Here is a 22121-nt window from a genome sequence, read left to right on the forward strand (position 1 = left end):
TAAATTACACCCGCTTCGATTTGTAACTGGGCGCGGCCTCGCGTAAAGTAATTCGAGGTTCGGGGAGCGAGAAGTTCTCCAAGAGCCGAGAATGCGCCCATAGCTCAGCTGGATAGAGCGTCTGTCTACGGAACAGAAGGTCAGGGGTTCGAATCCCTTTGGGCGCACAGAAGAAGAAGATCCGCCCCGGTTCGCCGGGCGGATCTTCTGTTTTAAGCGCCCGCGGTACGCGCAAAGTACAGATGCCAAGCACACGCGCAGAGTACACAGGCACGGTGCACAGCCAGGGGCCGCTAGCGGCCCACTCAGCAGGGATCAGCCCGTGGCCTGGGCGATGATGTCCCGTATTGCGTCGAAATGGGTGCTGAGCCGTTCGGCTGCCAGGGCCTTATCCGCCGAGGCGACAGCCTCATAGATCCCCCTGTGTTGCGCAGCCGTCGCCGGGAGGTCGACGGCGTACGGACCGCCGAGTTCGAGGTGGATGGTGCGGTACACCTTCCAGAAGACATCCATCAGGCTGATCAATAAATCGTTGTTCAGCGGCTCGAAAAGCCGGCGGTGGAACTCCGCGTCGGCCTCGATGAAGGGCTCCCCGGCAGCAGCCAGCGCTTCCATCCGGTGCACGGATTCCTCCACGGCGGCCAGCTGCTCTGCGCTGATCCGGTCCATGGCGGCGCCGACCAGGCCGGATTCGAGCGCTTGCCGGACCTCCACGAGCTGCAGGGCTTCCTCACCGTGATGGCGCAGCGACAGCCGGGCCCGGAACGTGAGCCCGTCAGTCAGGGCTTCGAAATTGCTCGGCGCCACAAACATGCCGAAGCCGTGGCGGATCTCGATGACACCCAGCGCCTGGAGCGCCTTCAGGGACTCCCTCAGCGTGTTGCGGCCGACGCCGAGGGCCGCAGTGAGCTCGCTCTCCGTCGGCAATGGGTCCCCGGGAACAAGGTCGCGCTCAAGGATCAGCTCCAGGATGTCCGACTGAAGTGCCCGGAGCCGGGTCTGGGCACTGAACCTCGCCAGCGGTATGGCCGTGCCTGTTGTCATGTTGCGTGCGGCCATGGCCGCCTCCTCCCCCAAGTATGGTCCCAACAGTAGCGACCGTCCCCCCTCCTGCAAAGGGCCCGGCCCGGCATATTACGCCGGAACCCAGCACCGCCGGCGCCCGGGGCGCCCGCCCGGATCCGGCCAGGGCCCCGGCGTAGGCTGGTGCCATGACAGCACAGCTTCTGCGGGAATTCGATGTCATTGTGATCGGCGCGGGCGCCGTGGGCGAGAACGTGGCGGACCGCGTGGTCCGCGGCGGCCTGACGGCGGTGCTCATCGAGGCGGAGCTGGTAGGCGGCGAGTGCTCGTATTGGGCCTGCATGCCCTCGAAAGCGCTCCTGCGCCCGGGAACCGCACTGCACGGGGCCCAGACTGTCCCGGGAGCCCAGGAAGCCGTCACGCGCACCCTGGATCCGGCAGCCGTCCTGAAGCGCCGGGACTATTTCACCTCGAACTGGCAGGACGACAGCCAGGTCAAGTGGGTGGAGGACACCGGGATCGAGCTGATCCGCGGCCATGGCTGGATCACCGCCCCGCGGCAGGTCGAAGTGGCAGGGCTGGACGGCAACAGCTACGCGCTGACGGCCCGGCACGCCGTCGTGGTCGCCACGGGATCCACCCCCAACCAGCCGCCGGTCGAAGGGCTTCACGACGTCGAGTACTGGACCACCAGGGAGGCGACCTCCGCCCGCGCCGTCCCGGCGCGGCTGGCGGTCCTGGGCGGCGGGGTTGCCGGCGTCGAACTCGCCCAGGCCTACGCCCGCCTTGGTTCGTCCGTGACTCTCGTGGCCCGCGGCAGCCTGTTGGGCGTTTTCCCGGAGCAGGCCGCCGACCTGGTCGCGGCCGGGTTGCGCGCCGACGGCGTCGACCTCCGCCTGCATACAGGGACCCGGAGCGTGCACGAGAACGACGACGGCTCCCTCACTGTCGTGCTCGACGGCGGCCCCAAGGACAACTCTGGCCCGACCCATGGCGCCACGGTGACGGCGGACAAGCTGCTCGTCACCACCGGCCGGCACCCCGCCCTTGAGGGACTCGGCCTGGACAGCGTCGGCCTCCCGGCGCCCGAGGGCGGGACCCTGCGGCTCACTACCGATTCCACCGGACTAGTCCACCAAGCCACCGACAACGAAGTGTCCGGCAACCCGTGGCTCTATGCTGCCGGCGACGCCGCCGGACGGGCCATGCTGACCCACCAGGGCAAGTACGGTGCCCGGGCCACGGGAGACGCCATTGCCGCCCGGGCCAAGGGCGAACTCACCGGCGAGCCGGCACCGTGGAGCCGTTTTGCCCAGACGGCATATGAGCACGCTGTGCCGAATGTGGTGTTCACCGACCCGGAGCTGGCGAATGTCGGCCGGACCATGGCGCAGGCGGAGAAAGACGGTTTCCGGGCCTCTGCCGTGGAGCTTCCCATCCAGGTGGCCGGCTCGTCCCTGCACGCCGAACACTATGAAGGGTGGGCGCAGCTGGTCATCGACGAGGACCGCAGGGTGCTGCTGGGCGCCACGTTCGCCGGCCCGGATGTGGCCGAGCTCCTGCATGCCGCCACGATTGCGGTGGTGGGGGAAGTTCCGCTGGAGCGTCTGTGGCACGCCGTGCCCTCCTATCCGACCATCAGCGAAGTCTGGCTCCGCCTACTGGAGGAATACGGCCTCTGAACCGGCCGGAGCGGCTGCGGCACGTCTGGTTCATCACACCCAACCCATTCTATTTGAACTGACTGGTCAGTTTAGTTAGCCTTGAGTGGACATCGTTCCTGCGAAAGGCCCGCTTTGCTCTGCGTACAACAGCTCTCCGTGACCGGCCGGCGGGATGACCTGCTGCCGCCCACCTCGCTTGAGGCCGCGCGCGGAGACCTCCTGCTGGTCGAAGGTGTCCGCCAGGACCAGCGGACCGCCCTGGCCCTGGCCCTGAGCGGACGTATGAAGCCCTCCGCCGGGATCGTGAGCTGGGACGGAAATACCCGGATCAAAGTGCTCCGGCAGGCGAGCAGCGTGGTCGACTCCCCCGGCGTCAACGAGCCCGAACAGCACCTGAGCGTCCGCGACCTCGTCACCGAGGATCTGGCCCTGGTGCCGCGCCGCCACCGCGGCGCCGCGCGCAGCACGCCCTGGCTAAGGCTCAACAATTTCGAAGACATCGCCGGGCTTTGGACCGAGCAGCTGCCGGCGGGCCGGCGGACCGGGCTCCTCACGGCGCTCGCCCTCGCCAATCCGGACACCGATCTCCTCGTGGTGGACTCCCCCGACCGGCACAGCGGCGATGCCGCCGACTGGCTGCCGCGGCTGCAGGAACTGGCGCACGACGCCGGGCGGCCGCTCGCCGTCGTCACCACCGTCACCCGCATTCCGGACGGCTGGACGGGGCCAGCCGTCGCGATCGGCAATGCCGTCCCGCAAGCTGACCCCGATGCTGACGACGCCGATGCTGATGCAGCCCAGACTCGCGTAGGTCGCCGTCCCGAAACTTTCTTGCCCGAATCCCTCTCACCCGAAACCGAGGACGCAAAGTGACAGTGCTGCGGCTGGCCCGCTCCGAGCTCAAACGAATGACCGGCGGGCTGCTTCCCAAGCTGACCATCCTGGCCCTGGCCCTCGTTCCATTGCTCTACGGCGCCGTGTACCTCTACGCCAACTGGGATCCGTACGGCAAGTTGAACCAGATCGATGCGGCCCTGGTGGTCCAGGACTCCGGTGCAGCGTCCGCCGACGGCACGCGGCTGGAGGCCGGCCGGAAGGTGGCCGAGAGCCTGGTGGACGGCCATGTTTTCAACTGGAAGACGGTCGCCAGCACGGAGGAGGCAGACCAGGGCGTCAGCAACGGCACCTACGCCTTCGCCCTGAAAATCCCGCAGGACTTTTCCGCGAACCTGGTCTCCCCCGGCAGCTTCGACGCCGCCAACCAGGCCATGCTGAACGTCACCACCAACGATGCCAACAACTATCTGCTGAGCACCATCGTGGACAAGCTGACCACCGCGGTGCACACGACGGTCGCCAAGGAGGTGGGCGAGGAGACCGCCAACCAGCTCCTCACCGGATTCGGCACCATACACACGCAGATGCTCAAGGCCTCCGACGGCGCCGGCCAGCTCGCCGACGGCGTCGCCCGGCTTCACGACGGCACCGTGACCCTGCACCAGGGCACCGGCGAACTCACATCCGGCGCCACCGAGCTGTACAACGGCGAAGTCAAGCTCCGGGACGGCGCCACTGCGCTCAGCGCCGGGGCCGGACAGCTCAGCAGCGGCCTCACCCAGCTCAAGGACAAGACGGCAGCCCTGCCCGCCGACGCACAGCGGCTGGCTGACGGCGCCGCCCAGGTGGCCGCGGGCAACGCCGCGCTCAACGCCCAGGTGCAGGCCATTCCCGGACAACTCGCGGCCGCGGAACAAGCCGCGCAGCAGGCCGCCGCGCAGGCCCAGCGGAGCAGGGTCGTGGCGTCCACGGCCCGCCTGGTCGCCGCCGGCGTCCTCAGCCAGGAGCAGGCCGACAAGGTGGTTGCCGACGTCGACGCCACTCCGGCCCCGCCGGCGGCTTCTGCCGTGGCTTCTCCCTCCGGCACCAAGCTGCAGGCTGCCGCCGCCCAGGTCCAGAAGCTGGCCGACGGTTCCGCCGCCGTCAGCGCCGGCGCCTCACAACTGGCCGGCGCCGCGCCCGCCCTCAGCGACGCCGTCGCCAAGGCCTCCGCCGGGGCGGACCAGCTCGCCGGCGGTTCGGCGGCCCTCGCTGCCGGCCAGCAGAACGCCGTCGACGGTGCCGGCAAGCTCGTGCAGGGAGCCCAGAAACTCGACGACGGCGCGGCGCAGCTGGAGAGCGGCGCGGCGACGGCCTCCGACGGCGCGGGAACGCTCGCCGCGGAACTCGCCCAGGGCGCCGGGAAGGTCCCCAACCCCGACGACGCCCAGAAGGACAGCCTCTCCAAGGTCATGGCGGATCCAGTCGCCGTCAGCAATGTTTCGCAGGCCAAGGCTGGGTCCTACGGCGCCGGACTTGCGCCGTTCTTCCTGACGCTGTCCCTGTGGATCGGCATCTTCATGCTGGTGCAGGCGATGCGCCCGGTCACCCAGCGCGCGCTGGCCTCCAATGCACCGGCCTGGAAGATCGCTGCCGGCGGCTGGCTTCCGTTCCTGGCGGTGTCCGCCGTGCAGGCCAGCCTGCTGACCCTGGTGGTGGACGTGGGGCTCGGACTGAACCCCGCCCACCCGGTGCTCATGTGGTTCCTCATGCTGGCGGCCGCGATGGCGTTCAGCGCAATCATCCAGGGCGTGGTTGCGCTGCTTGGTTCGCCCGGCAAGCTCGTGGTGCTGATCCTGCTGGTGCTGCAGCTGGTCTCCTCCGGCGGCACGTTCCCGTGGCAGACCACGCCCGAGCCGCTGCACGTGGTGCACCAGATCCTGCCGATGGGCTACGTGGTCAGCGGCATGCGGCACCTGATCTACGGCGCTGACCTGGCCATCATCCTGCCCACCATGCTGGGGCTGGTTGGCTACACTTTGCTGGGACTGGCAATGTCAACCGTTGCCGCCCGGAAGAACAAATACTGGACCCCCAAGACGCTGAAACCGGAGATCGCCGTATGACCACCAGCCAAAGCGGCGGCAGCGCGGCAGGTCCCGGGGACGCGGAGAAAAAGCTCCGGCCCGCCCGCACCAACGCCACGAAGCAGAAACTGTTCGAGGCGTCCATGGAACTGATCGGAGAGCGCGGCGCGGCGGGCGTGACGGTGGACGAGATCGCCACGGCGGCCGGGGTGTCCAAGGGCACGGTGTATTACAACTTTGGCAGCAAGTCGGACCTGATTGCCCAGCTGCTGCGCCACGGCGTGGACATCCTCATGGCACGGCTCCTGAGCGTCCGGGACGACTCCGCCGATCCCCTCGCCGCCATGGAGGAGATGATCGGCCAGGCCATGGACTTCATGGCCGAGTACCCGTCCTTCGCCCGGCTTTGGGTCAGCGAAAACTGGCGCACTCCCAGTGAATGGCAGGACACCTTCGCAGAGCTCCGCGCGCGCCTGCTCGCGGTGATCGGCTCTGCCATCGATGGTGTCGCCGCCGCCTATCCCGTGGATCCCGGTGTATCCCGGGGCAGCCTCGAAACGGCAATCTTTGGGGCCTGTTTCGTGGTGGGCCTGGACCGCCAGACGTACAACCCGGAGCGGACCAGGGAGCAGAGTGTGGCCGCAATTATGGCCTCCATGCGCGGCTACGTCGTGAAGCAGCCGCCCACTCAGGCATGATTGTTCACATGCGTCACATGGGTACCAACGGGAAGATCGCCATCGGAGCGTTCCTCGCCGCCCTGGGACTTTTGGTCCTGACCGGAATCACCCTGCACGAGTGGGTGCTGGTGTGGTTCGTCGGGGCTGCCGCCACGGCCTATGTGGCCTGTGTGGCGGAGGTGGTGGTCCGGCGCCGGCACAAGACCCTGGCCGCGAGCGGGGTCGGCAGCATCCTCTTCATCGCGTTCGGGATCGCATTCCTGCGCCAGTGGGGACTGGCCTTCAACCCCGATCCCGACGCCCTGTCCACGCACGTCGATTCCGAGCATCCGGATCTGTACTTCTATCTGGCCGCGGCCGCCGGAGCCGTCACGTTGCTGTTGCTGTTTGCCGGCACTGTCCTGCCCGGCAAGAGCCGCGGCCGGCGTTCCCCGGGCCGGGCTCCGCGACGCCGCCCGGCGCCTGCCGCACGAGGCGCGGCGACGAGGTCCGCGAGCCCGAGGCCGTCCGCGCCGCGTCCGACGCCGAGGGGAACCGCCGCACGCCCGGCGGCTCCGCGGGCGGCGGCCCGGCCCGCAGCAAAGTCACCCGTAAAGGCGCCCGTAAAGGCGCCCGCAAAGGCGCCCGCTGCCAAGTCACCTGCTACCAAGTCACCTGCCCGGACCTCCGCCCGCCGCTGACTCCGGAGCGCGGCCCTTGGCGGCTCAGTGGATTCGGGTTAGAGGTTCGAGGTCTCGGTCAGAGGTTTCGCGGCTTGTCTTCCCGGGGGGCGGTATCCGGGCCCTGTGCGGTGTCGGCCCGGGTCACGTCTTCCCGGCTGCGCTGGTCGTCGGGCACTTGGTTGCCGGAGGCGGGGTTGCCGGGGACGGTGTTGCCGCTCGCTGGCTCGCCGGTGGCCCTCTCGGAGCGCAAATCCGCGCGGGTCGGCATTTCCCTGGTTTCGCCTTCGCGTTCGGAGGTGACCACATCAGGGTCCACTTCGTCGGCTTTGCGCAGTTGCTCCTGCGCGCCGGAGCGGACGCTTTCCGCCTCTTCCTGGCGGCTGCGGGCAACCTGGCGCAGGCGCTCGGCTTCGAGGTCGGCCTCCTGCGCGTCGGCCTCGGCACGCGCCGCCTTGGCCTCACGTTCCCGCGCAGCGAATTCGTCGGCCTTGGCCTGTTCCCGCATCTCGGCGGCGCGGTTCCGGTCCGCGGCCACTTTGCGCTTGCGGCTGATCATGACTGCCACTGCCACGATCGCGAGCACCACAACGATGCCGACGACAATTCCTATGAGCTGCCCTGAATCCACGTTGATCCACCTTTTCTCTCGGGTTGCCTAACCTGCCCCAAAAAACCACTGGAAAAACCACATCAGCGAACAGCAACAGTAAACCGCAGAACGGGGCCGGTAGCTATGGTCTCGGGAACCGCTGTCCGGGCTGGCCTGCGGCTATTTGGCGCGGGGGACCTTAAAGTGGGTCAGTTTGGCGTCCTGCCCGTCCAGTTCGGACCACGACTTTTCCGTTTCCAGGATGGTCAGAGCGCTGGTCGGAAAGCGGGTGGCGGCGTCCATATAGGCGTCGTGGTCGGAATCGCGCGACGCCAGATGCATGGCGAGGTCCTGCACACCGGGCATGTGCGAGATCACCATGAGGGTGCTCACGGTGTCCGGGACATGGTTGATCACCGCCAGCATGCGCGAGGCGGACGCGGCGTACAGGCCATCCTCGAGCTTGGGCGTCGGCGCCTTGTCCCCGAGGGCGTGGCACACCCAGGTGCAGGTCTGGCGGGTCCGCAGCGCGCTGGAGCAGAGGATGAAATCAGGGACCACGCCGTGCTTTAGCAGCCACTTTCCGGCGACCGGGGCATCTTTGTGGCCGCGCTCTTCGAGCGGCCTTTCGTGGTCGGCAACCCCACCGGGCCAGTCGGACTTGGCGTGCCGCATGATCACCAGCCGTTTGATGTGATGCGCGCTCATGCCCCAATCCTAGTGCGGTGGCTGCCGCCAGGCGCCCAGCCCGCCAGCGGCCGCTCAGTCTTCAAGGACAAAGGTCACTTCCAGCACCACGTGCCAGGCAACAACGGCGCCGTCGCTGATTTCAACCTTTTGTTCCTTCACCCACGCCCCCGTGACATTGCGCAGGGTCTTGTTAGCCCGGTCGATGCCCTCCTTGATGGCAGCATCAAACGAGGTTTTGGAGTTCGCGCTCAGGGTAGTAATCCGTGCAACAGACATGTCTTCCTCCCAATTGTCGGCTCAACGGTCCGAGACTACGCCGGAGCCAGGAAACGCAACAGAGTCCACCCCCACGCACAGCGGCTTCGCCGGATTTGGGGCCGTGCCCGTCCCCAGCCGCTCCCAACTCTCGCAAGCTCGAGTCGGGGCCCTCGCGGCAGTGGGCCCCCGCGGTGCCCGCCACGCCGCGGCCCCAAGATCCGGCCTCGCCGCCTCGGCCGCGGAGGCACATGCCCGTCAGCCAGCCCACCCAAAGCGCCCGTCGGGGAATGTGACTGCCCGGCGGAAGCGAAGTGGGTTTCCGCGTAGTGCCGCATCGCCGACTGAGGAACGAAGGAGGAAAAGAGCTGGCCGGATTCCTTGTCCGAGCTTGCGAGGTGAAGGGAGCCAGCGAACGCTAAGGCACGGCAAAGAGCCGCCTGGAGCGCGTGAAACGCGCTCTGGAGAACACGAAAGCGCCCGCCCCAATGAGAGGAACGGACGCTTTGCGTGGGCTAGAAGCTAGATCGAGTATTCCGGAGCGGCCCAGACCACTACTTCGGGGTGCTCGTAGAACCGGTACCCCTGGCCGCGCACAGTGCGCACGGTGTTGGCGAGGCGGCCGAGCTTGGAACGCAGGCGGCGGATGTGGACGTCGATGGTCCGCTCGTTCGGGACCTCTTCGGCGTTCCGCCACAGGCCTTCGAGGAGCTCGTCGCGGCCCACAGTGCGTGTGCCGTTCTCCACGAGGTAGTTCAGGAGCTCGAACTCTTTGAATGTCAGGTTCAGGGATTCGCCGTCGAGGTGCACCTCACGGCGGGCGAGGTCGATCAGCACTCCGGAAGGCCGCGGATCCTGCGGCTGCTGCAGGCGTGCGGTTTCGGTGCGCTGGCGGGCCCCTGCGGTGGGGTCACCGAAGGTCGAGCGGACGACGTCGAGCGCGGAACCCGGGGCGCTGGCCGGTGCGACGGCGACGGCGGCATAGCTTTCGGCGCCGGCAACGAGCGACTGTGCGTAGGCCCGGATTTCCTGGGCAAGCTTGGCGATGGACGTGCCGGCCGCGGCTGCGGTTTCCTCGTCGATCCCCATGTACAGCACGAAGCCGCGGGCCACGTTGTCGCTGGGGGCTGGACGGACCGGGCTGCCGGAACCCGGGGCAATCACCGGGGTGGGCGCCGTGGCGGGGGCGGGCGGAACGGCGCGGAGCTGGCCGTAGGAGTCAGGGTTGTAGCCCTGCGCTGCATATCCGGGGGCGGGGAAGCTGCCGGTGGATCCGGCGGGTGCGAACGCAGAGCGGCCCCCAAAGCCCTGGCGGATCCCGGAGGCCTGGCCGGCCTTGCTGGCGTTACGGACGGAGATGTGGACGTATCCGGATGCAACTGACATGGAATGCTTACCTCAATGTGAATGGCCGTCATCGCGGCTCGAATGCTTCTTTCCCCGCAATGAAATTGGGGAGGGGCGCCCGACTCTGGGCTGGGGGGCGAATGCCTAGAAACTCTTTGGGGTGTAAAAGTTAGGCGTGCATTCGACAACAGCGCGTCTCGGTACCAGCGGGTGTGCTGATCCAGGAAGCTGCAGCTGCAGGTGCTGTTGAGTTCTTGTTCACAATTGAAGTGTGCAACGTAACAATGCGAACGTGCAAGTAACAATGGACCGCAAGTTCCACATAGTGAGACAGATCCGGGAATTGTAGCGCAAGTCACAATTCTGCGACCGCAATAAAATAACAAGTGTTTTTCTGACCGGCTGGTCAGAAAGTCGCTTTGTCCGAATATTATTCGGCCCATCTTGCGATGTGGTGGAAATCATTCACAGCATCGCAAAATGCGCGAAACCGGGTCTCTCCACCGTTTCTTGCGAGACGGTCCACGGAGTGGGCAGCCGGCATTTTGCCGCGTGGCCCGGCGGCAAATGCCGGCTGCGGTGGGGGTCAGTTGGACTGGCCGGTGGCGGTCGCCGCCACAACCATGACCGACGACGCCGTGTAGCCGGAACCGTTCTTGGTCGCCACGATCCGCACCGTCCCGCCCGCGACAATGTCCGCCACGCTCAGCTGGGTGCCCGTGCCGCCGGCCTGCTGGCGCCGCTGTTGCAGATTACTCACCACCACATCGGCGCCCAACGCATAGCTGCGCGTGAACCCATCACTGCTCTTGACCGTGACCGAGGACGAACTGATCTCGCTCACAGTGCCCAACTGCTCGGCCATGGTGGTGTAAGCGGATCCTTGCAGCACCACGTATTCGGCATGCACTGCCGCTGAAAGGCCGCCGCCCATCCCACCGGCAGCGAAGTCGCCGGGACCACCCTGCCCCGACATGCCGCCTCCAGCGAATCCGCCACCCGCGAATCCGTCCTGCGCAGAACCTGGCATGCCCGGGGCAACACCTTGGCCGCCGGCCGCCCCGCCCGCCGCCCCACCGGCTGCTGTGCCGGCAGCTCCGTTGGCGGCCGCTGAACTTGAGGTAAGTGCGTAGACCCCCGCCCCGGCGCCGACTGCGAGGACAGCTGCGGCCCCGGCGACGGCGAGTCCCCGGGTGAGGGTCCAGGGCTTTGCCGCCGAGCCCGTCCTGGCGGCGGCTCCCGGCGCTCCCCAGCCGGCAGTAGCCGCAGGCGCCGGAGGCCCTTGCCGGGGCATACCCCAGGCCGGGGCCGATGCCGGCACTTTCGAAACAGGGGGCGCGCCCCAGCCGGAGGCAGCGCCGGCTGCCGGCTGCCCGGCGTCGTGGTGTCCGGCATCAGGCTGCCCGGCTGCATGCGGCCCAGCGCCATCCTGTCCGGCGTCGTATTGCCCGAGAGCCCGGGGCGTAGTCACGGGCGCGGGCGCTGCTGTTGTGGCGCGGGTGGAATCGGGGGCGGAATCGGGGGCGGGCTTGGGGGCTGGTCCGGAACCGGCTCCGGGATGCTGACCGCTCATGGTGTTTCTCCTTAGGGTGCGGATCGGTGTTCACCCCAGAGTGCTGAGGGATCCTGTGCCTGGGCTGTGCGGGCCGACAGCCGGGCCTGTGACGTTCGGGCGGGGCGTTAGTCTCCGATTGAGCGCTGCCGGAGCGGCACCTACGGCCCGGGAAGGGCATCCAGCTCGCTAGGCTGGGATTCACAGGTGCCGCACAGGGTCCCCAAAGCCCCGCCTAACCGGCAGATCGGAGAGTTGTCCCATGGCCACTTCGCACTCCATGACTAACAACCTTCCCCAGCTCACGCATCCGGATGGCTCCCCCATCCGCGCGCTGGTGGTGGACGACGAGCCCAGCCTCTCCGAGCTCATGAGCATGGGCCTACGGATGGCCGGCTGGTCCGTGGCCGTGGCGGAAGACGGGCCCGCCGCGGTCCGGCTTGCCAAGGACTTCCGCCCCGACGTGCTAGTGCTGGACGTGATGCTGCCCGGGTTCGACGGCGTCGAGCTGCTAAGCAGGATCCGCGCCTTCGCGCCGGAGGTGCCGGCGCTGTTCCTCACGGCCAAGGATGCCGTCCAGGACCGCATTACCGGCCTGGCGGCCGGCGGCGATGACTACGTCACCAAGCCGTTCAGCATGGAAGAGGTGCTGCTGCGCCTGCACAGGCTGGTCCAGCGCTCCGGGGTGGCCGCCATGGACACCGCCGAGCTGGTGGTCGGGGACCTTGTACTCAATGTCGACACCCGCGAAGTCACCAGGGGCGGTGAGGAGCTGCATCTGACCGCCACGCAGTTCGAGCTGCTGCGCTACCTCATGGAAAACCCCAAACGGGTCATCAGCAAGGCCCAGATCCTGGACCGCGTCTGGGACTATGACTTCGGCGGCCAGGCGAACATCGTGGAACTGTACATTTCCTACCTGCGCAAGAAGGTCGACGCCAACCACGCTCCCATGATCCACACGGTGCGCGGCGCCGGCTACGTCCTGAAACCGGCGGACTGATCCGTGCCTTCACTTTCCGGTGTGACACGCGTCCCCGGGCGCGACTGGCGCAACCCCTCCACGTGGCATTTGCGCACCCGGCTGGTTCTCGTCGCCATGGCGCTGCTCGTGGCTATCTGCGGCGCTGTGGGACTGTTCAGCTACGCCTCCATGGACTTGTTCCTGACCCGGCAGCTCGATGACCAGCTCGGCCAGGCTTCGCACCGCTCGAGTGAGTTCAGCCGGCCCCCTGCCGGCAACCCCAATGGCAGGCCGGATCCCTTAGACGCGCGGGGACAAAGGGTCGGCACCCTCATCGCCCGGATTGAGAACGGCAACGTCAGCAGTGCAGGCTTCCTGGCCACCGACGCCACCCGCGCCTCGCTGTCATCGGAGGACGACCAGATCCTCCTGGGACTACGCACCGACGGTCTCCCCGTTGATCGCTCGCTGTCATCCGGCGCCTACCGTCTCGTTGCCACGCAGACCCCATATGGCGACACCATTGTCACCGGGCTTCCCCTTGCCGATAAACAGAGCACCCTGACCTCCCTTGTCTGGACCATCACTATTGTGTCGCTTGGCGGAATAGTTCTGATCGGCCTTGCCGGGACTGTGCTCATCCGCCGCACCATGAAGCCGTTGGAGCAGCTCTCCGAGGTGGCCACCCAGGTTTCCCGCCTCCCGCTGGACGCCGGCGAGGTGGCGCTCGGGGTGCGCGTCCCGGCGTCGGCCGCCCACCGCGGAACCGAAGTGGGCAGCGTGGGCTACGCGCTGAACCAGATGCTGGACAACGTCTCCAATGCCCTCGAGGCGCGGCAGGAGAGCGAGATGAAGGTTCGGCAGTTCGTCGCCGATGCCTCGCACGAACTCCGAACCCCGCTGACGGCCATCCGCGGCTACACGGAGCTGATGCGGATGACCGAGCACTTCACTCCCGACGGCCAGAGATCCCTCGCGCGCGTGCAAAGCCAGTCCGAGCGGATGACCACCCTGGTGGAGGACTTGCTGCTGCTGGCACGCCTGGACGAGGGACAGCCGCTCAAGATCTCCGACGTCGACCTCACCCAGTTGGCCATCGAGACGGTGAGCGATGAGAAAGTCATGGCCCCGGACCGCATCTGGCAGCTGGAGCTTCCGGAGGAACCCGTGGTGGTGCGCGGTGACGCGACCCAGCTTCACCAGGTCCTCGCCAACCTCCTGTCCAATGCACGCAAGCACACGGACCCCGGAACCAAGGTGGTTACGGGCGTCATGCGTTCGGCTGACGGCAGCGCCATGGTCACTGTGACGGACAATGGCCGCGGCATCGCCCCCGAATTCGTCGGCCGGGTCTTCGCCCGCTTCGCACGTGCCGACGCGGCGCGCACCAATCCCGCGACCAGCGCCGCAGCCAGCGCCGCAGCTAACTCAGCCGTCGCGACGGCGGGGGCCCGGTCCGGGGGCGCCGTGCGCTCGGCATCCGGCGCTGCTTCCGGTGCTGCTTCTAGTGCCTTTGGCATGGCAGCCGGAGGCAGCCATGGTCAGGGAACGGCGACTGCCGCGCCGACCTCGGAGGGCACGAGCGGGTTGGGCTTGTCCATTGTCCATTCGATCGTGGAGGCCCACGGAGGAACAGTCGAGGTCACGTCCCGGCCTGGCCGCACGGAGTTCGCCGTGCGGCTGCCCGCGGCGCCGCCGTCGGCGTAGCCACCCACAGGCCCCCACCCGGACGACCGGCGACTCCGGCGCAAGCCGACACCCCGCCGTTGTGACTCCTGTTACCAAAATGTGACTTAAGCGGCCGGGTCCTGTAGCGTCTTTGGGGTGCGCCGCCATTGGTGCCGCATATCCGGACGGACGCCAAACTCTGCCGCTTCCCGGATTCCGCTGGACCAGGCAGAGGCGGGGGACCCAGAGTTCCCGGGCATTCTGCTTTCATGCGCCCTCGGGGTGAAGCCGACACGTGAGTTTCCGTGCGGCCGGATGACCTCATCCGAACCCGACAGCTAACTCCGCCGGCGTTGAGAGGCCACCATGACTGAATTCCAAGTACAAACGCGCCCTGACGGCGATTCCCATTCCCGTTCCACCAAGTCGCGCCACCGCGCCGAACCGGCCACGCAGGCATCCGCCCTGTCCAGGCTGGCCACCGGCCTCGGCATCACCGGCCGCCGCGCCGCCGTCATCACCGCCGCCTGCGCCATGCTGGTGGGGGGCGGCGCTGCCAGCCAGGCGGCAGAGCCGGGGAGCCCGGGCACGAACGTTGGAAGCAGCCAAACAGCCACCACCGCCGACCCGCTGGCCAAGCTCAACTTCGAGCGGGCCCAGGTGGCTGGGCCGACCGCTCCAGTGGAAAAAAACGTGGCACCCCAGATCTCGCAGGTTAAGGCCGTCGAAGCGCTGATCCAAGCACCCGCTGCTCCCGTGCCGGCTCCCTCAGCCCCCGCTCCTGCACCGGCTCCTGCAGCCGCTGCGGTTCCCGCCCCGGCTCCGGCCCCCGCTCCCGCACCGGCCCCGGCAGCTGCCCCGGCTCCCGCAGCTGCGCCGGTCGCAGTCGACGACCCCGCCGGGGCCCAGGCCTACGCCGCGGCCCAGCTGGGCAGCTATGGCTGGGCACCGGGCCAGATGCAGTGCCTGCATAAGCTCTGGACCAAGGAATCGGACTGGAAGACGACTGCCACCAACCCCAGCAGCGGCGCCTACGGCGTGGTCCAGTCCCTGCCGGCCACGAAGATGGCGAGCGCCGGCGCCGATTACATGACCAACTACCGGACCCAGATCAACTGGGGCCTGAACTACGTCAAGGAACGCTACGGCTCCCCCTGCGGCGCCCTGAACTTCCACTACGCACACAACTGGTACTAAACCGGCACTAACCGGCCTCCACAGAAGGCCCCGGATCCACATGGATCCGGGGCCTTCTTGTGTGTCGGGGGCGGACCAGCCGGACTTCCACAGCCCCCGCACAGCTTGACCCTAAAGCCCTCATATGGGCCGCCGGGAAAGTTGAGCCATGACATTCACAGACCAGGCCACAGGAACCCTGCTCCGCTCCACGGCGACGCCGGCCAGCCCGGCCGCACGGCCGGGGCCTGCCCTGGCCGAAGCGCTTGGCCCGGGCACGTCCGCCGGGGCGCTTGCCGGCCCGGGCGGCCGGCGCTCAGCCATTGACACGCGCGCCAACACACCCCTGCTGGACGTCACCATTCCGGTCTTCAACGAGGAACGGGATCTCGAAGCATGCCTGCGCCGGCTCCACGCGTACCTTCTCGGCGCCTTCCCGCACTCCTTCCGGATCACGGTGGCGGACAACGCCAGCACCGACGGAACGCTCAAGGCGGCGGAACGCGTAGCCCGCGAGCTGCGCGAAGTGAACGTGGTCCATATGGCCGAAAAGGGCCGCGGTAACGCGCTTCGCAAGGTGTGGCTTGCCTCGCCGTCGCCGGTCCTGGCGTACATGGACGTGGATCTTTCCACTGATCTGGCCGCCCTCGGCCCGCTCCTTGCGCCGCTCATTTCGGGGCACTCCGACCTGGCGATCGGGACGCGCCTGACCCGCAACTCGCGCGTGGTCCGTGGACCCAAGCGCGAATTCATCTCGCGCAGCTACAACTTCCTGCTGCAGTCCCTTATGGGCGCCCACTTCAGCGACGCGCAGTGCGGTTTCAAGGCGATCCGGGCGGACGTGGCCCGGCAACTGCTCCCCCACACACTGGACAACGCCTGGTTCTTCGACACCGAGCTGTTGGTCCTGGCAGAAAAGTGCGGCCTGCGCGTCCACGAAGTCCCGGTGGACTGGACCGACGACCCTGATTCCAGCGTGGACATCGTCCAGACTGCCCTCGCTGACTTGCGCGGCATGGCACGGTTGAGCCGGGACCTGGTCTCGGGCCGGATCCCGGTGCCCGAGCTGCGCGCCGCCCTGGCCCGCGGACCGCTGCCGGCCTCCTCGCGGGCCCAGGAACAAAGCCCCGGCGGAAGCCTCTTCGGGCAACTGGTCCGCTTCGGCAGCATCGGGGTGGCCTCCACCTTGGCATACCTGGCAATTTTCCTGCTTTGCCGCGGGATCATGGACCCGCAGCTGGCAAATTTCCTGGCGTTGCTCACCACCGCCGTGGCCAACACCGCGGCCAACCGGCGCTTCACGTTCGGCATCCAGGGCAGCAGCCAGGCGGCACGCCACCACTTCGAGGGGCTGCTGGTCTTCGGGATCGGGCTGGCCCTGACCTCGGGCGCACTCGCCCTGGTTCACGCCGCGTCGGGAGCGGCACCGGACCGCTGGCTTGAACTGCTCACGGTCACCGCCGCCAACCTGGCCGCCACAGCCGTGAAATTCCTGCTCTTCCGGCTGGTGGTCTTCCGGCACAGGCCTACCGACTCTGCTCCGGCGCCCGGCGCCACCGACACTTTCCTCCCCAGTACAGAAAAGGCCAAGTAAATGACGGCAACCATCAGCCCCACCGCCGGAGCCCAGGGAGGCTCCCCAGCCGGCAGCCCGCCGGCAGCCCAGGAAACTCCCCGCGCGGTACCTGAGGACACCGGGACGGCGCCCCACCTGCCGACAACCCGCACAACGCAGAGCAGCCGGGACCGCCTGCTGTTCGGACCGCAGCCACGTTGGGTGCGGCCCTCGGCAGCGCTGTTGCTGCTGGTCACCGCAGCGTTGTACCTGTGGAACCTGGAAGCCACCGGCTACGCCAACTCCTTCTACGCCGCGGCGATCCAGGCCGGGACGAAGGACTGGACCGCGCTGCTGTTCGGCTCGCTCGACGCCGGCAATGCCATCACGGTGGACAAACCGCCCGCCGCCCTCTGGATCCCCGCCCTCGCGGGACGGATCTTTGGCTTCTCGGCACTGAGCATGCTCATTCCCCAGGCTCTCATGGGCGTGGCCGCCGTCGGGCTTCTCTACCTGACCGTCAAGCGGGTGTCCGGACCGGCGGCGGGCCTGCTCGCCGGCGCCGCCCTGGCGCTGACCCCGGTGGCCGCCCTCATGTTCCGGTTCAACAACCCGGACGCGATGCTCACGCTGTGCCTGGTGCTGGCCGCCTACCTCACCACGCGCGCCATCGAGAAGGCCGGCTGGAAGTGGCTCGCTGCGGCCGGCGCGGTGATCGGCCTGGCGTTCCTGTCCAAGATGCTGCAGGGCTTCCTGATCGTTCCCGGGTTGGCCCTGGCCTACCTGTGGGCGGCGCCCACCACACTCGGCCGCCGGCTTCTGCACCTGCTGGCCGCCGCCGCAGGGATCGCCGTTGTGGCCGGAAGCTACATTGTGCTGTTCCAGCTGACCCCGGCCTCGGTCCGCCCGTACATGGCAGGTTCGGAGACCAACAGCTTCCTGGAACTGACGTTCGGCTACAACGGCCTGGGCCGGATCACCGGGTCCGGCGGGGGCATGCCGGGCGGCGGGGGCCCGGGCGGCAACGGAAACGTGGGCTTCGGCGGCACGGCCGGGATCACCCGGATGTTCGGGACCAGTTTCGGCGGCGAGGTGTCCTGGCTGCTGCCGGGAGCCCTGATCCTGCTGGCCGCCGGGCTGTGGTTCACCCGGCGCGAGGCCAGGACCTCAAAAACCCGTGCGGCGCTCCTGCTGTGGGGCGGCTGGCTGGTCATCACGGCCGGAATCTTCAGCTTCATGAGCGGCACCGTGCATCCGTACTATGCCGTAGCGCTGGCCCCCGCGATCGCGGCCCTGGCGGGCATCGGTTCCGTGGAACTGTGGCGGGGCCGGGCCTACTGGCCGGCACGGATCGTCCTGGCCGTGACGGTACTGGCCACATCGGTCTGGTCTGCCGTGCTCCTGGGCCGCGATCCGGCCTGGCTTCCCGGGCTCCGGGTGATCGCGGTGGTCCTGGGCGTGCTCGCGGCCGCGGCGTTGCTGCTGCGGGCGGACAGCATGGCGGCGCTTCCGGCGCGGTTACGCAAGGCCGCCACGGCGGGCGTCGTGATCCTGGCGCTGCTCGCCGGCGGGCTGGGGAGCACCGCCTGGACGCTGTCGACCGTGGCCCAGCCGCATTCTGGTTCGATCCCCACGTCCGGTCCCACCGCGTCCGCGATGGGCGGCGGCTTCGGGGCAGCCGGCAGGGCCGGCAGTGACGGTGCTGATGGCGGCCCCGGCGGGGAAACGTCCTCGGCGGAGCTGACAGCGCTGCTGAAGTCCTCGGGCACCAAGTGGTCCGCGATTGTCTCCGGCGCCACCCAAGCCGCGAGCCTGGAACTCGCCACCGGCACCAGCGTGATTGCACTCGGCGGCTGGAACGGCGGCGACCCCTACCCCACGCTCGCGCAGTTCCAGGCAATGGTGGACCGCGGCGAGATCGGCTACTTCGTCTCCGGCGGCATGGGCGGCATGGGCGGGGGCCGCGGGGGCAACTCCGAGGTCGCCACCTGGGTCGCGGCCAACTACCAGGCCCAGACGGTGGGCAGCACCACCGTCTACAAGCTGGGAGCATAGGCCGCCATGACTGACACCCTGAGCTCCCACCCCGACACAGTGCCGGCGGGACCGGCCCGCACGCCAGGCCCGCCGCAGCCGCAAGTCCCGGAGCGGCGGCGCCGGCCCCTGGAGCCCCGGGCGGCCGGCGGCCAGCGCGCCGTCCCTGGCGCCCGGCAGCTGCGACGGCAGCTGGAACTCGCGGTCCTGCTACTGGCCACGGCCGTGCTGTATCTGTGGAACCTCGGAGCCTCCGGCTGGGCGAACGCGTTCTACTCCGCGGCGGCCCAGGCGGGGTCGCAGGATTGGGCGGCCTGGTTCTTGGGCTCTTCTGACGCCGCCAACGCCATCACCGTGGACAAGCCGCCGGCGTCGTTGTGGGTGATGGGGCTGTCGGTGCGGATCTTCGGGCTGAGCTTCTGGAGCGTCCTCGTCCCGCAGGCGCTCATGGGGGTCGGCACGGTCTGGCTGCTCTATCTGGCCGTACGCCGGGCCGCGGCCCCCGCCACGGCCGACGCCGGCCTGGCCCACCGCGCGGGGCTCCTCGCCGGTGCGGTCATGGCGCTGACCCCTGTGGCCGTGCTGATGTTCCGGTTCAACAACCCCGATGCCCTGCTGGTGCTTTTGATGACCGCGGCCGCCTACGCCGTGTTGCGCTCCATCCAGGACGCGCGCCTGCCCTGGTTGCTGCTCGCCGGGGTGCTGCTGGGCTTCGGGTTCCTCACCAAACAGCTGCAGGTCCTGCTGGTCGTCCCCGGTTTCGCCCTGGCATACCTGCTCGCGGCGCCGGCCACGGCAGGCAGACGGATCCTTCACCTGCTCTGCGCAGGCGCGGCGATGGCTGTCGCGGCCGGGTGGTGGCTGGCCGCCGTCGAACTCATTCCCGCGGCGAACCGCCCTTACATCGGCGGCTCGCAGAACAACTCCATCCTGGAACTGACCCTGGGCTACAACGGCCTGGGCCGGCTGAACGGCGACGAAACCGGGAGTGTGGGCGGCAGCAACGGCTGGGGCACTCCCGGGCTGTTCCGGCTCTTCAACAACGAGTTCGGCGGCCAGATCGCCTGGCTGCTCCCCTCGGTGCTGCTGCTCGGAGCGGGGCTGCTCTTGCTGGGCCGCCGCGCGCCGCGCACCGACGCAGTGCGGGCCTCAGTGATCATTTGGGGCTCCTGGGTGGCGGTCACCGGCCTGACGTTCAGCTTCATGGCCGGGATCATCCACCCGTACTACGGGGTGGCGCTGGCGCCCGGGATCGCCGGGCTTGCCGGGCTCGGCGGCGTCCTGCTCTGGCAGCGGCGGGACCAGACCGTTGCGGCCGCCGTCCTCGCCGTGGCGATCGTGGCGGCCGGGGCCATGGCCGCCGAACTCCTCGGCCGCACCGCGGCGTACCTGCCGTGGCTGCGCTGGGTGGCGCTGCTGGGCGCCCTCGCCGCCGCGGCGCTGGTGCTGGCCGCCGCGGCGCTGGGATTCAAGAGGTCGGGGACCAACGGGGCCGCGGGGGTCAAGGGACCGGGGCTGAAGGCATCCAGGATCATGGCGCGGACGACGGCGACGCTCGCCGTCGCCGCCGCCCTCGCCGGGCCGCTGGCGTACTCGCTGTCCACCGCGTCCACGGCCCACAGCGGCTCGATCGTCAGTGCCGGGCCGGCAGTGTCCGGCCGGGGCGGTGCCGGGATGCCGCCGTCCCTCGGCGGTGCTACGGCGGTCAACGGTACGGCCGGCGCTGGCACAGGCGGCGCTGGCCGCGGCCCGGGTGCGGGAGGTGCGGGTGGAATGGGCGGCCTGCTGGGTGCCAGCACGCCGTCGGCGGCCCTCGTGACCGCGCTGCAGACAGATGCCGGGCCCTACACGTGGGCCGCCGCCATCGTCGGGTCCAACAACGCCGCCGGCTACCAGCTGGCAACTCAGCTCCCTGTGATGGCCGTGGGCGGGTTCAACGGCACGGACCCTGCGCCGACCCTGGCACAGTTCCAGCAGTACGTGGCCGACGGCAAGATCCACTATTTCATCGCCGGCCGCATGATGCAGGGCGAAAGTGGCTCCAACGATGCCGCGCAGATTGCCGCGTGGGTGCAGGACAATTTCACCGCCCAGACCGTGGGCGGGACCAGCGTGTACCTGCTGGCAGACTAGACGGGCAGCAGGATCGGCGGGCGGAGTGGCGAAAGGCCGGGCCTTGCCGGTACGCCGGGCGGCGTGGCGAAGGGCGGCCTAGAAGGTGAAGGACAGGGCGCGCAGGCCGGCGCCGGTGACGTGGGTGGTCACGCAGACCCCGGAGTAGTCGGGAATGTGGAAGACACCGTCCGGCAGTTCGCCGGCGTTGGGCCCTACCGCCACGGTCCGGATGCCGGCGGCGATTCCCGCGGCGATGCCCGCCGGGGCGTCCTCGAATACCACCGCGTCGGCCGGGGCAACCCCTAGCAGGGACGCCGCCCGGAGGTATCCCTCAGGGTGGGGTTTGCCTTGGCTAACGTCCTCGGACGTGACCGAGACGGCAGGGACGCGGATCCCCGCAGCAGCCATCCGGACCTCGGCCAGGTCCCTGGAAGCGCTCGTCACGAGCGCTACGGCATCCGGCGGCAGGCTCGCCAGCAGCTCCAGCGCGCCGGGCACCGGAACAATCCCTCGGGTCTCGGCCAGCTCCATCCGCCCCAGTTCGGCGGCGAGGGCTTGGATGTCGGAACCGGCCGGGGCGAACCTGCGGACCGTGTCCATGGCCTGGACACCATGGGAGGAGCGCAGGATCTCGCCGATATCCAGGCCGTAGCGCCCCGCAAATGTGGTCCATACCTGCTCCACGATGCTGGTGGAATCCACTAACGTGCCGTCCATGTCGAACAGGACGGCGCGGGCGGTCAGGGTGGCAGTACTGGAACGGGCTGGAAGGCTCATGCCTCTATCCTGCCGCATGGCCCCGGCTCACCGCTGGCGCACGGCCCCCAGCGGCCCGCAGCGAAGCCGCCACGGGCAGCCGGGTTGGATCAGCCGTTGGGCCGGTTAGGGATGTACTGCACGGCCCACTTGTTGCCGTCGGGGTCGGCGAAGTGGACGAAGTGCCCCCAGTCCTGGACGTCGACGTCGCTGACGTCCACGCCGTTGTCCTTGAGTTGCTTGTGCGCGGCCTGGATGTCGCTGACCACAAGCTGCAGGCTGGGAGCCGTCCCGGGCGGGGCGTCGTTGAGGCCCTCGCCGATGGCAATCGAGCAGCCGGAGCCCGGCGGCGTCAGCTGGACGAACCGGATGCCGTCCATGGGCCGCTCGTCGTAGTCGGCGTTGAAGCCCACCTTGTTGACATAGAAATCCTTGGCCCGGTCCACATCGGACACCGGCACAAACACGAGTTCAAGTTTCCAATCCAT

At 68.6% G+C, this 22121-nt stretch carries 19 protein-coding genes, 1 tRNA gene and 1 riboswitch; of the genes, 12 read left to right on the forward strand and 8 right to left on the reverse strand.

Annotated features, from left to right (window positions below):
- The first annotated feature begins 93 nt into the window (after positions 1-93).
- Positions 94-167, forward strand: a tRNA-Arg gene (locus tag MRBLAR12_RS21365).
- Positions 168-315: 148 nt separating this feature from the next.
- On the opposite strand, the gene MRBLAR12_RS21370 is transcribed toward MRBLAR12_RS21365, so the two are convergent.
- Positions 316-1044 carry a FadR/GntR family transcriptional regulator gene (locus MRBLAR12_RS21370; RefSeq protein WP_229992776.1) on the reverse strand — a complete coding sequence of 243 codons (729 nt, stop codon included), beginning with the start codon at positions 1042-1044 and terminating at the stop codon, positions 316-318.
- Positions 1045-1211: 167 nt separating this feature from the next.
- Here MRBLAR12_RS21370 and MRBLAR12_RS21375 point away from each other — a divergent pair, with 167 nt between their 5' ends.
- From MRBLAR12_RS21375 to MRBLAR12_RS21395, 5 genes are all read left to right on the forward strand, one after another.
- Positions 1212-2705 (forward strand): dihydrolipoyl dehydrogenase family protein, encoded by a 1494-nt coding sequence (locus MRBLAR12_RS21375; RefSeq protein WP_364748242.1) that lies wholly within the window; start codon positions 1212-1214, stop codon positions 2703-2705.
- Between the two features lie 114 nt (positions 2706-2819).
- Entirely contained in the window at positions 2820-3560 is a 741-nt protein-coding gene (locus tag MRBLAR12_RS21380) for an ABC transporter ATP-binding protein (RefSeq protein ID WP_364748244.1), read from the forward strand.
- Positions 3557-5629 (forward strand): YhgE/Pip family protein, encoded by a 2073-nt coding sequence (locus tag MRBLAR12_RS21385; protein WP_364748247.1) that lies wholly within the window; start codon positions 3557-3559, stop codon positions 5627-5629. The genes MRBLAR12_RS21380 and MRBLAR12_RS21385 overlap by 4 nt, the downstream gene beginning before the upstream one ends.
- Positions 5626-6288, forward strand: coding sequence for a TetR/AcrR family transcriptional regulator (locus MRBLAR12_RS21390; protein ID WP_229992723.1), 663 nt, complete (start codon positions 5626-5628; stop codon positions 6286-6288). The genes MRBLAR12_RS21385 and MRBLAR12_RS21390 overlap by 4 nt, the downstream gene beginning before the upstream one ends.
- Positions 6289-6305: 17 nt before the next feature.
- Complete coding sequence (locus MRBLAR12_RS21395) at positions 6306-6950, forward strand: hypothetical protein (RefSeq protein ID WP_364748250.1); 645 nt, start codon at positions 6306-6308, stop codon at positions 6948-6950.
- Positions 6951-7008: 58 nt separating this feature from the next.
- On the opposite strand, the gene MRBLAR12_RS21400 is transcribed toward MRBLAR12_RS21395, so the two are convergent.
- The 5 genes from MRBLAR12_RS21400 to MRBLAR12_RS21420 form a co-directional block, all read right to left on the reverse strand.
- Positions 7009-7560, reverse strand: a complete 552-nt coding sequence (locus tag MRBLAR12_RS21400; RefSeq protein WP_229992721.1) for a hypothetical protein — start codon at positions 7558-7560, stop codon at positions 7009-7011.
- A 141-nt stretch (positions 7561-7701) separates the two neighbouring features.
- Positions 7702-8229: a SixA phosphatase family protein gene (locus MRBLAR12_RS21405; protein WP_229992720.1), complete on the reverse strand. Its 528-nt coding sequence runs from the start codon at positions 8227-8229 to the stop codon at positions 7702-7704.
- 54 nt (positions 8230-8283) lie between these two features.
- The gene (locus MRBLAR12_RS21410) at positions 8284-8487 is read right to left on the reverse strand and encodes a dodecin family protein (RefSeq protein WP_018774263.1); all 204 of its coding nucleotides are present in this window, start codon (positions 8485-8487) and stop codon (positions 8284-8286) included.
- Between the two features lie 501 nt (positions 8488-8988).
- Positions 8989-9852 (reverse strand): winged helix-turn-helix domain-containing protein, encoded by an 864-nt coding sequence (locus MRBLAR12_RS21415; RefSeq protein ID WP_364748255.1) that lies wholly within the window; start codon positions 9850-9852, stop codon positions 8989-8991.
- A gap of 547 nt (positions 9853-10399) precedes the next feature.
- Positions 10400-11386 (reverse strand): hypothetical protein, encoded by a 987-nt coding sequence (locus tag MRBLAR12_RS21420; protein ID WP_364748258.1) that lies wholly within the window; start codon positions 11384-11386, stop codon positions 10400-10402.
- A gap of 241 nt (positions 11387-11627) precedes the next feature.
- Here MRBLAR12_RS21420 and MRBLAR12_RS21425 point away from each other — a divergent pair, with 241 nt between their 5' ends.
- From MRBLAR12_RS21425 to MRBLAR12_RS21450, 6 genes are all read left to right on the forward strand, one after another.
- Positions 11628-12368 (forward strand): response regulator transcription factor, encoded by a 741-nt coding sequence (locus MRBLAR12_RS21425; RefSeq protein ID WP_229996174.1) that lies wholly within the window; start codon positions 11628-11630, stop codon positions 12366-12368.
- A 21-nt stretch (positions 12369-12389) separates the two neighbouring features.
- Complete coding sequence (locus MRBLAR12_RS21430) at positions 12390-14036, forward strand: sensor histidine kinase (RefSeq protein WP_364748262.1); 1647 nt, start codon at positions 12390-12392, stop codon at positions 14034-14036.
- Positions 14037-14204: 168 nt separating this feature from the next.
- Positions 14205-14364: riboswitch (cyclic di-AMP (ydaO/yuaA leader) on the forward strand.
- Positions 14364-15194, forward strand: a complete 831-nt coding sequence (locus MRBLAR12_RS21435; RefSeq protein ID WP_364748264.1) for a hypothetical protein — start codon at positions 14364-14366, stop codon at positions 15192-15194. Its footprint overlaps the riboswitch before it by 1 nt.
- Positions 15195-15342: 148 nt before the next feature.
- Positions 15343-16767: a bifunctional glycosyltransferase family 2/GtrA family protein gene (locus tag MRBLAR12_RS21440; protein WP_364748266.1), complete on the forward strand. Its 1425-nt coding sequence runs from the start codon at positions 15343-15345 to the stop codon at positions 16765-16767.
- Positions 16768-18783 (forward strand): glycosyltransferase family 39 protein, encoded by a 2016-nt coding sequence (locus MRBLAR12_RS21445; protein ID WP_364748269.1) that lies wholly within the window; start codon positions 16768-16770, stop codon positions 18781-18783.
- 6 nt (positions 18784-18789) lie between these two features.
- Complete coding sequence (locus tag MRBLAR12_RS21450; RefSeq protein ID WP_364748272.1) at positions 18790-20895, forward strand: ArnT family glycosyltransferase; 2106 nt, start codon at positions 18790-18792, stop codon at positions 20893-20895.
- Between the two features lie 78 nt (positions 20896-20973).
- Here the strand turns inward: MRBLAR12_RS21450 and MRBLAR12_RS21455 are convergent, their stop codons facing one another.
- Positions 20974-21654: an HAD-IA family hydrolase gene (locus MRBLAR12_RS21455; protein ID WP_364748275.1), complete on the reverse strand. Its 681-nt coding sequence runs from the start codon at positions 21652-21654 to the stop codon at positions 20974-20976.
- Between the two features lie 89 nt (positions 21655-21743).
- Entirely contained in the window at positions 21744-22121 is a 378-nt protein-coding gene (locus tag MRBLAR12_RS21460; RefSeq protein WP_229994821.1) for a glyoxalase superfamily protein, read from the reverse strand.

It is taken from the genome of Arthrobacter sp. LAR12-1-1.1 (assembly GCF_040676555.1).
Taxonomy (GTDB): domain Bacteria; phylum Actinomycetota; class Actinomycetes; order Actinomycetales; family Micrococcaceae; genus Arthrobacter.

What these genes read in the sequence shown, in the direction of transcription:
- MRBLAR12_RS21460 (WP_229994821.1), bottom strand. Translation starts at nt 22,121, where the DNA reads ATGGATTGGAAACTTGAACTCGTGTTTGTGCCGGTGTCCGATGTGGAC.
- MRBLAR12_RS21435 (WP_364748264.1), top strand. Translation starts at nt 14,364, where the DNA reads ATGACTGAATTCCAAGTACAAACGCGCCCTGACGGCGATTCCCATTCC.
- MRBLAR12_RS21445 (WP_364748269.1), top strand. Translation starts at nt 16,768, where the DNA reads ATGACGGCAACCATCAGCCCCACCGCCGGAGCCCAGGGAGGCTCCCCA.
- MRBLAR12_RS21425 (WP_229996174.1), top strand. Translation starts at nt 11,628, where the DNA reads ATGGCCACTTCGCACTCCATGACTAACAACCTTCCCCAGCTCACGCAT.
- MRBLAR12_RS21455 (WP_364748275.1), bottom strand. Translation starts at nt 21,654, where the DNA reads ATGAGCCTTCCAGCCCGTTCCAGTACTGCCACCCTGACCGCCCGCGCC.
- MRBLAR12_RS21375 (WP_364748242.1), top strand. Translation starts at nt 1,212, where the DNA reads ATGACAGCACAGCTTCTGCGGGAATTCGATGTCATTGTGATCGGCGCG.
- MRBLAR12_RS21405 (WP_229992720.1), bottom strand. Translation starts at nt 8,229, where the DNA reads ATGAGCGCGCATCACATCAAACGGCTGGTGATCATGCGGCACGCCAAG.
- MRBLAR12_RS21450 (WP_364748272.1), top strand. Translation starts at nt 18,790, where the DNA reads ATGACTGACACCCTGAGCTCCCACCCCGACACAGTGCCGGCGGGACCG.
- MRBLAR12_RS21415 (WP_364748255.1), bottom strand. Translation starts at nt 9,852, where the DNA reads ATGTCAGTTGCATCCGGATACGTCCACATCTCCGTCCGTAACGCCAGC.
- MRBLAR12_RS21420 (WP_364748258.1), bottom strand. Translation starts at nt 11,386, where the DNA reads ATGAGCGGTCAGCATCCCGGAGCCGGTTCCGGACCAGCCCCCAAGCCC.
- MRBLAR12_RS21390 (WP_229992723.1), top strand. Translation starts at nt 5,626, where the DNA reads ATGACCACCAGCCAAAGCGGCGGCAGCGCGGCAGGTCCCGGGGACGCG.
- MRBLAR12_RS21395 (WP_364748250.1), top strand. Translation starts at nt 6,306, where the DNA reads ATGGGTACCAACGGGAAGATCGCCATCGGAGCGTTCCTCGCCGCCCTG.
- MRBLAR12_RS21370 (WP_229992776.1), bottom strand. Translation starts at nt 1,044, where the DNA reads ATGACAACAGGCACGGCCATACCGCTGGCGAGGTTCAGTGCCCAGACC.
- MRBLAR12_RS21410 (WP_018774263.1), bottom strand. Translation starts at nt 8,487, where the DNA reads ATGTCTGTTGCACGGATTACTACCCTGAGCGCGAACTCCAAAACCTCG.
- MRBLAR12_RS21440 (WP_364748266.1), top strand. Translation starts at nt 15,343, where the DNA reads ATGACATTCACAGACCAGGCCACAGGAACCCTGCTCCGCTCCACGGCG.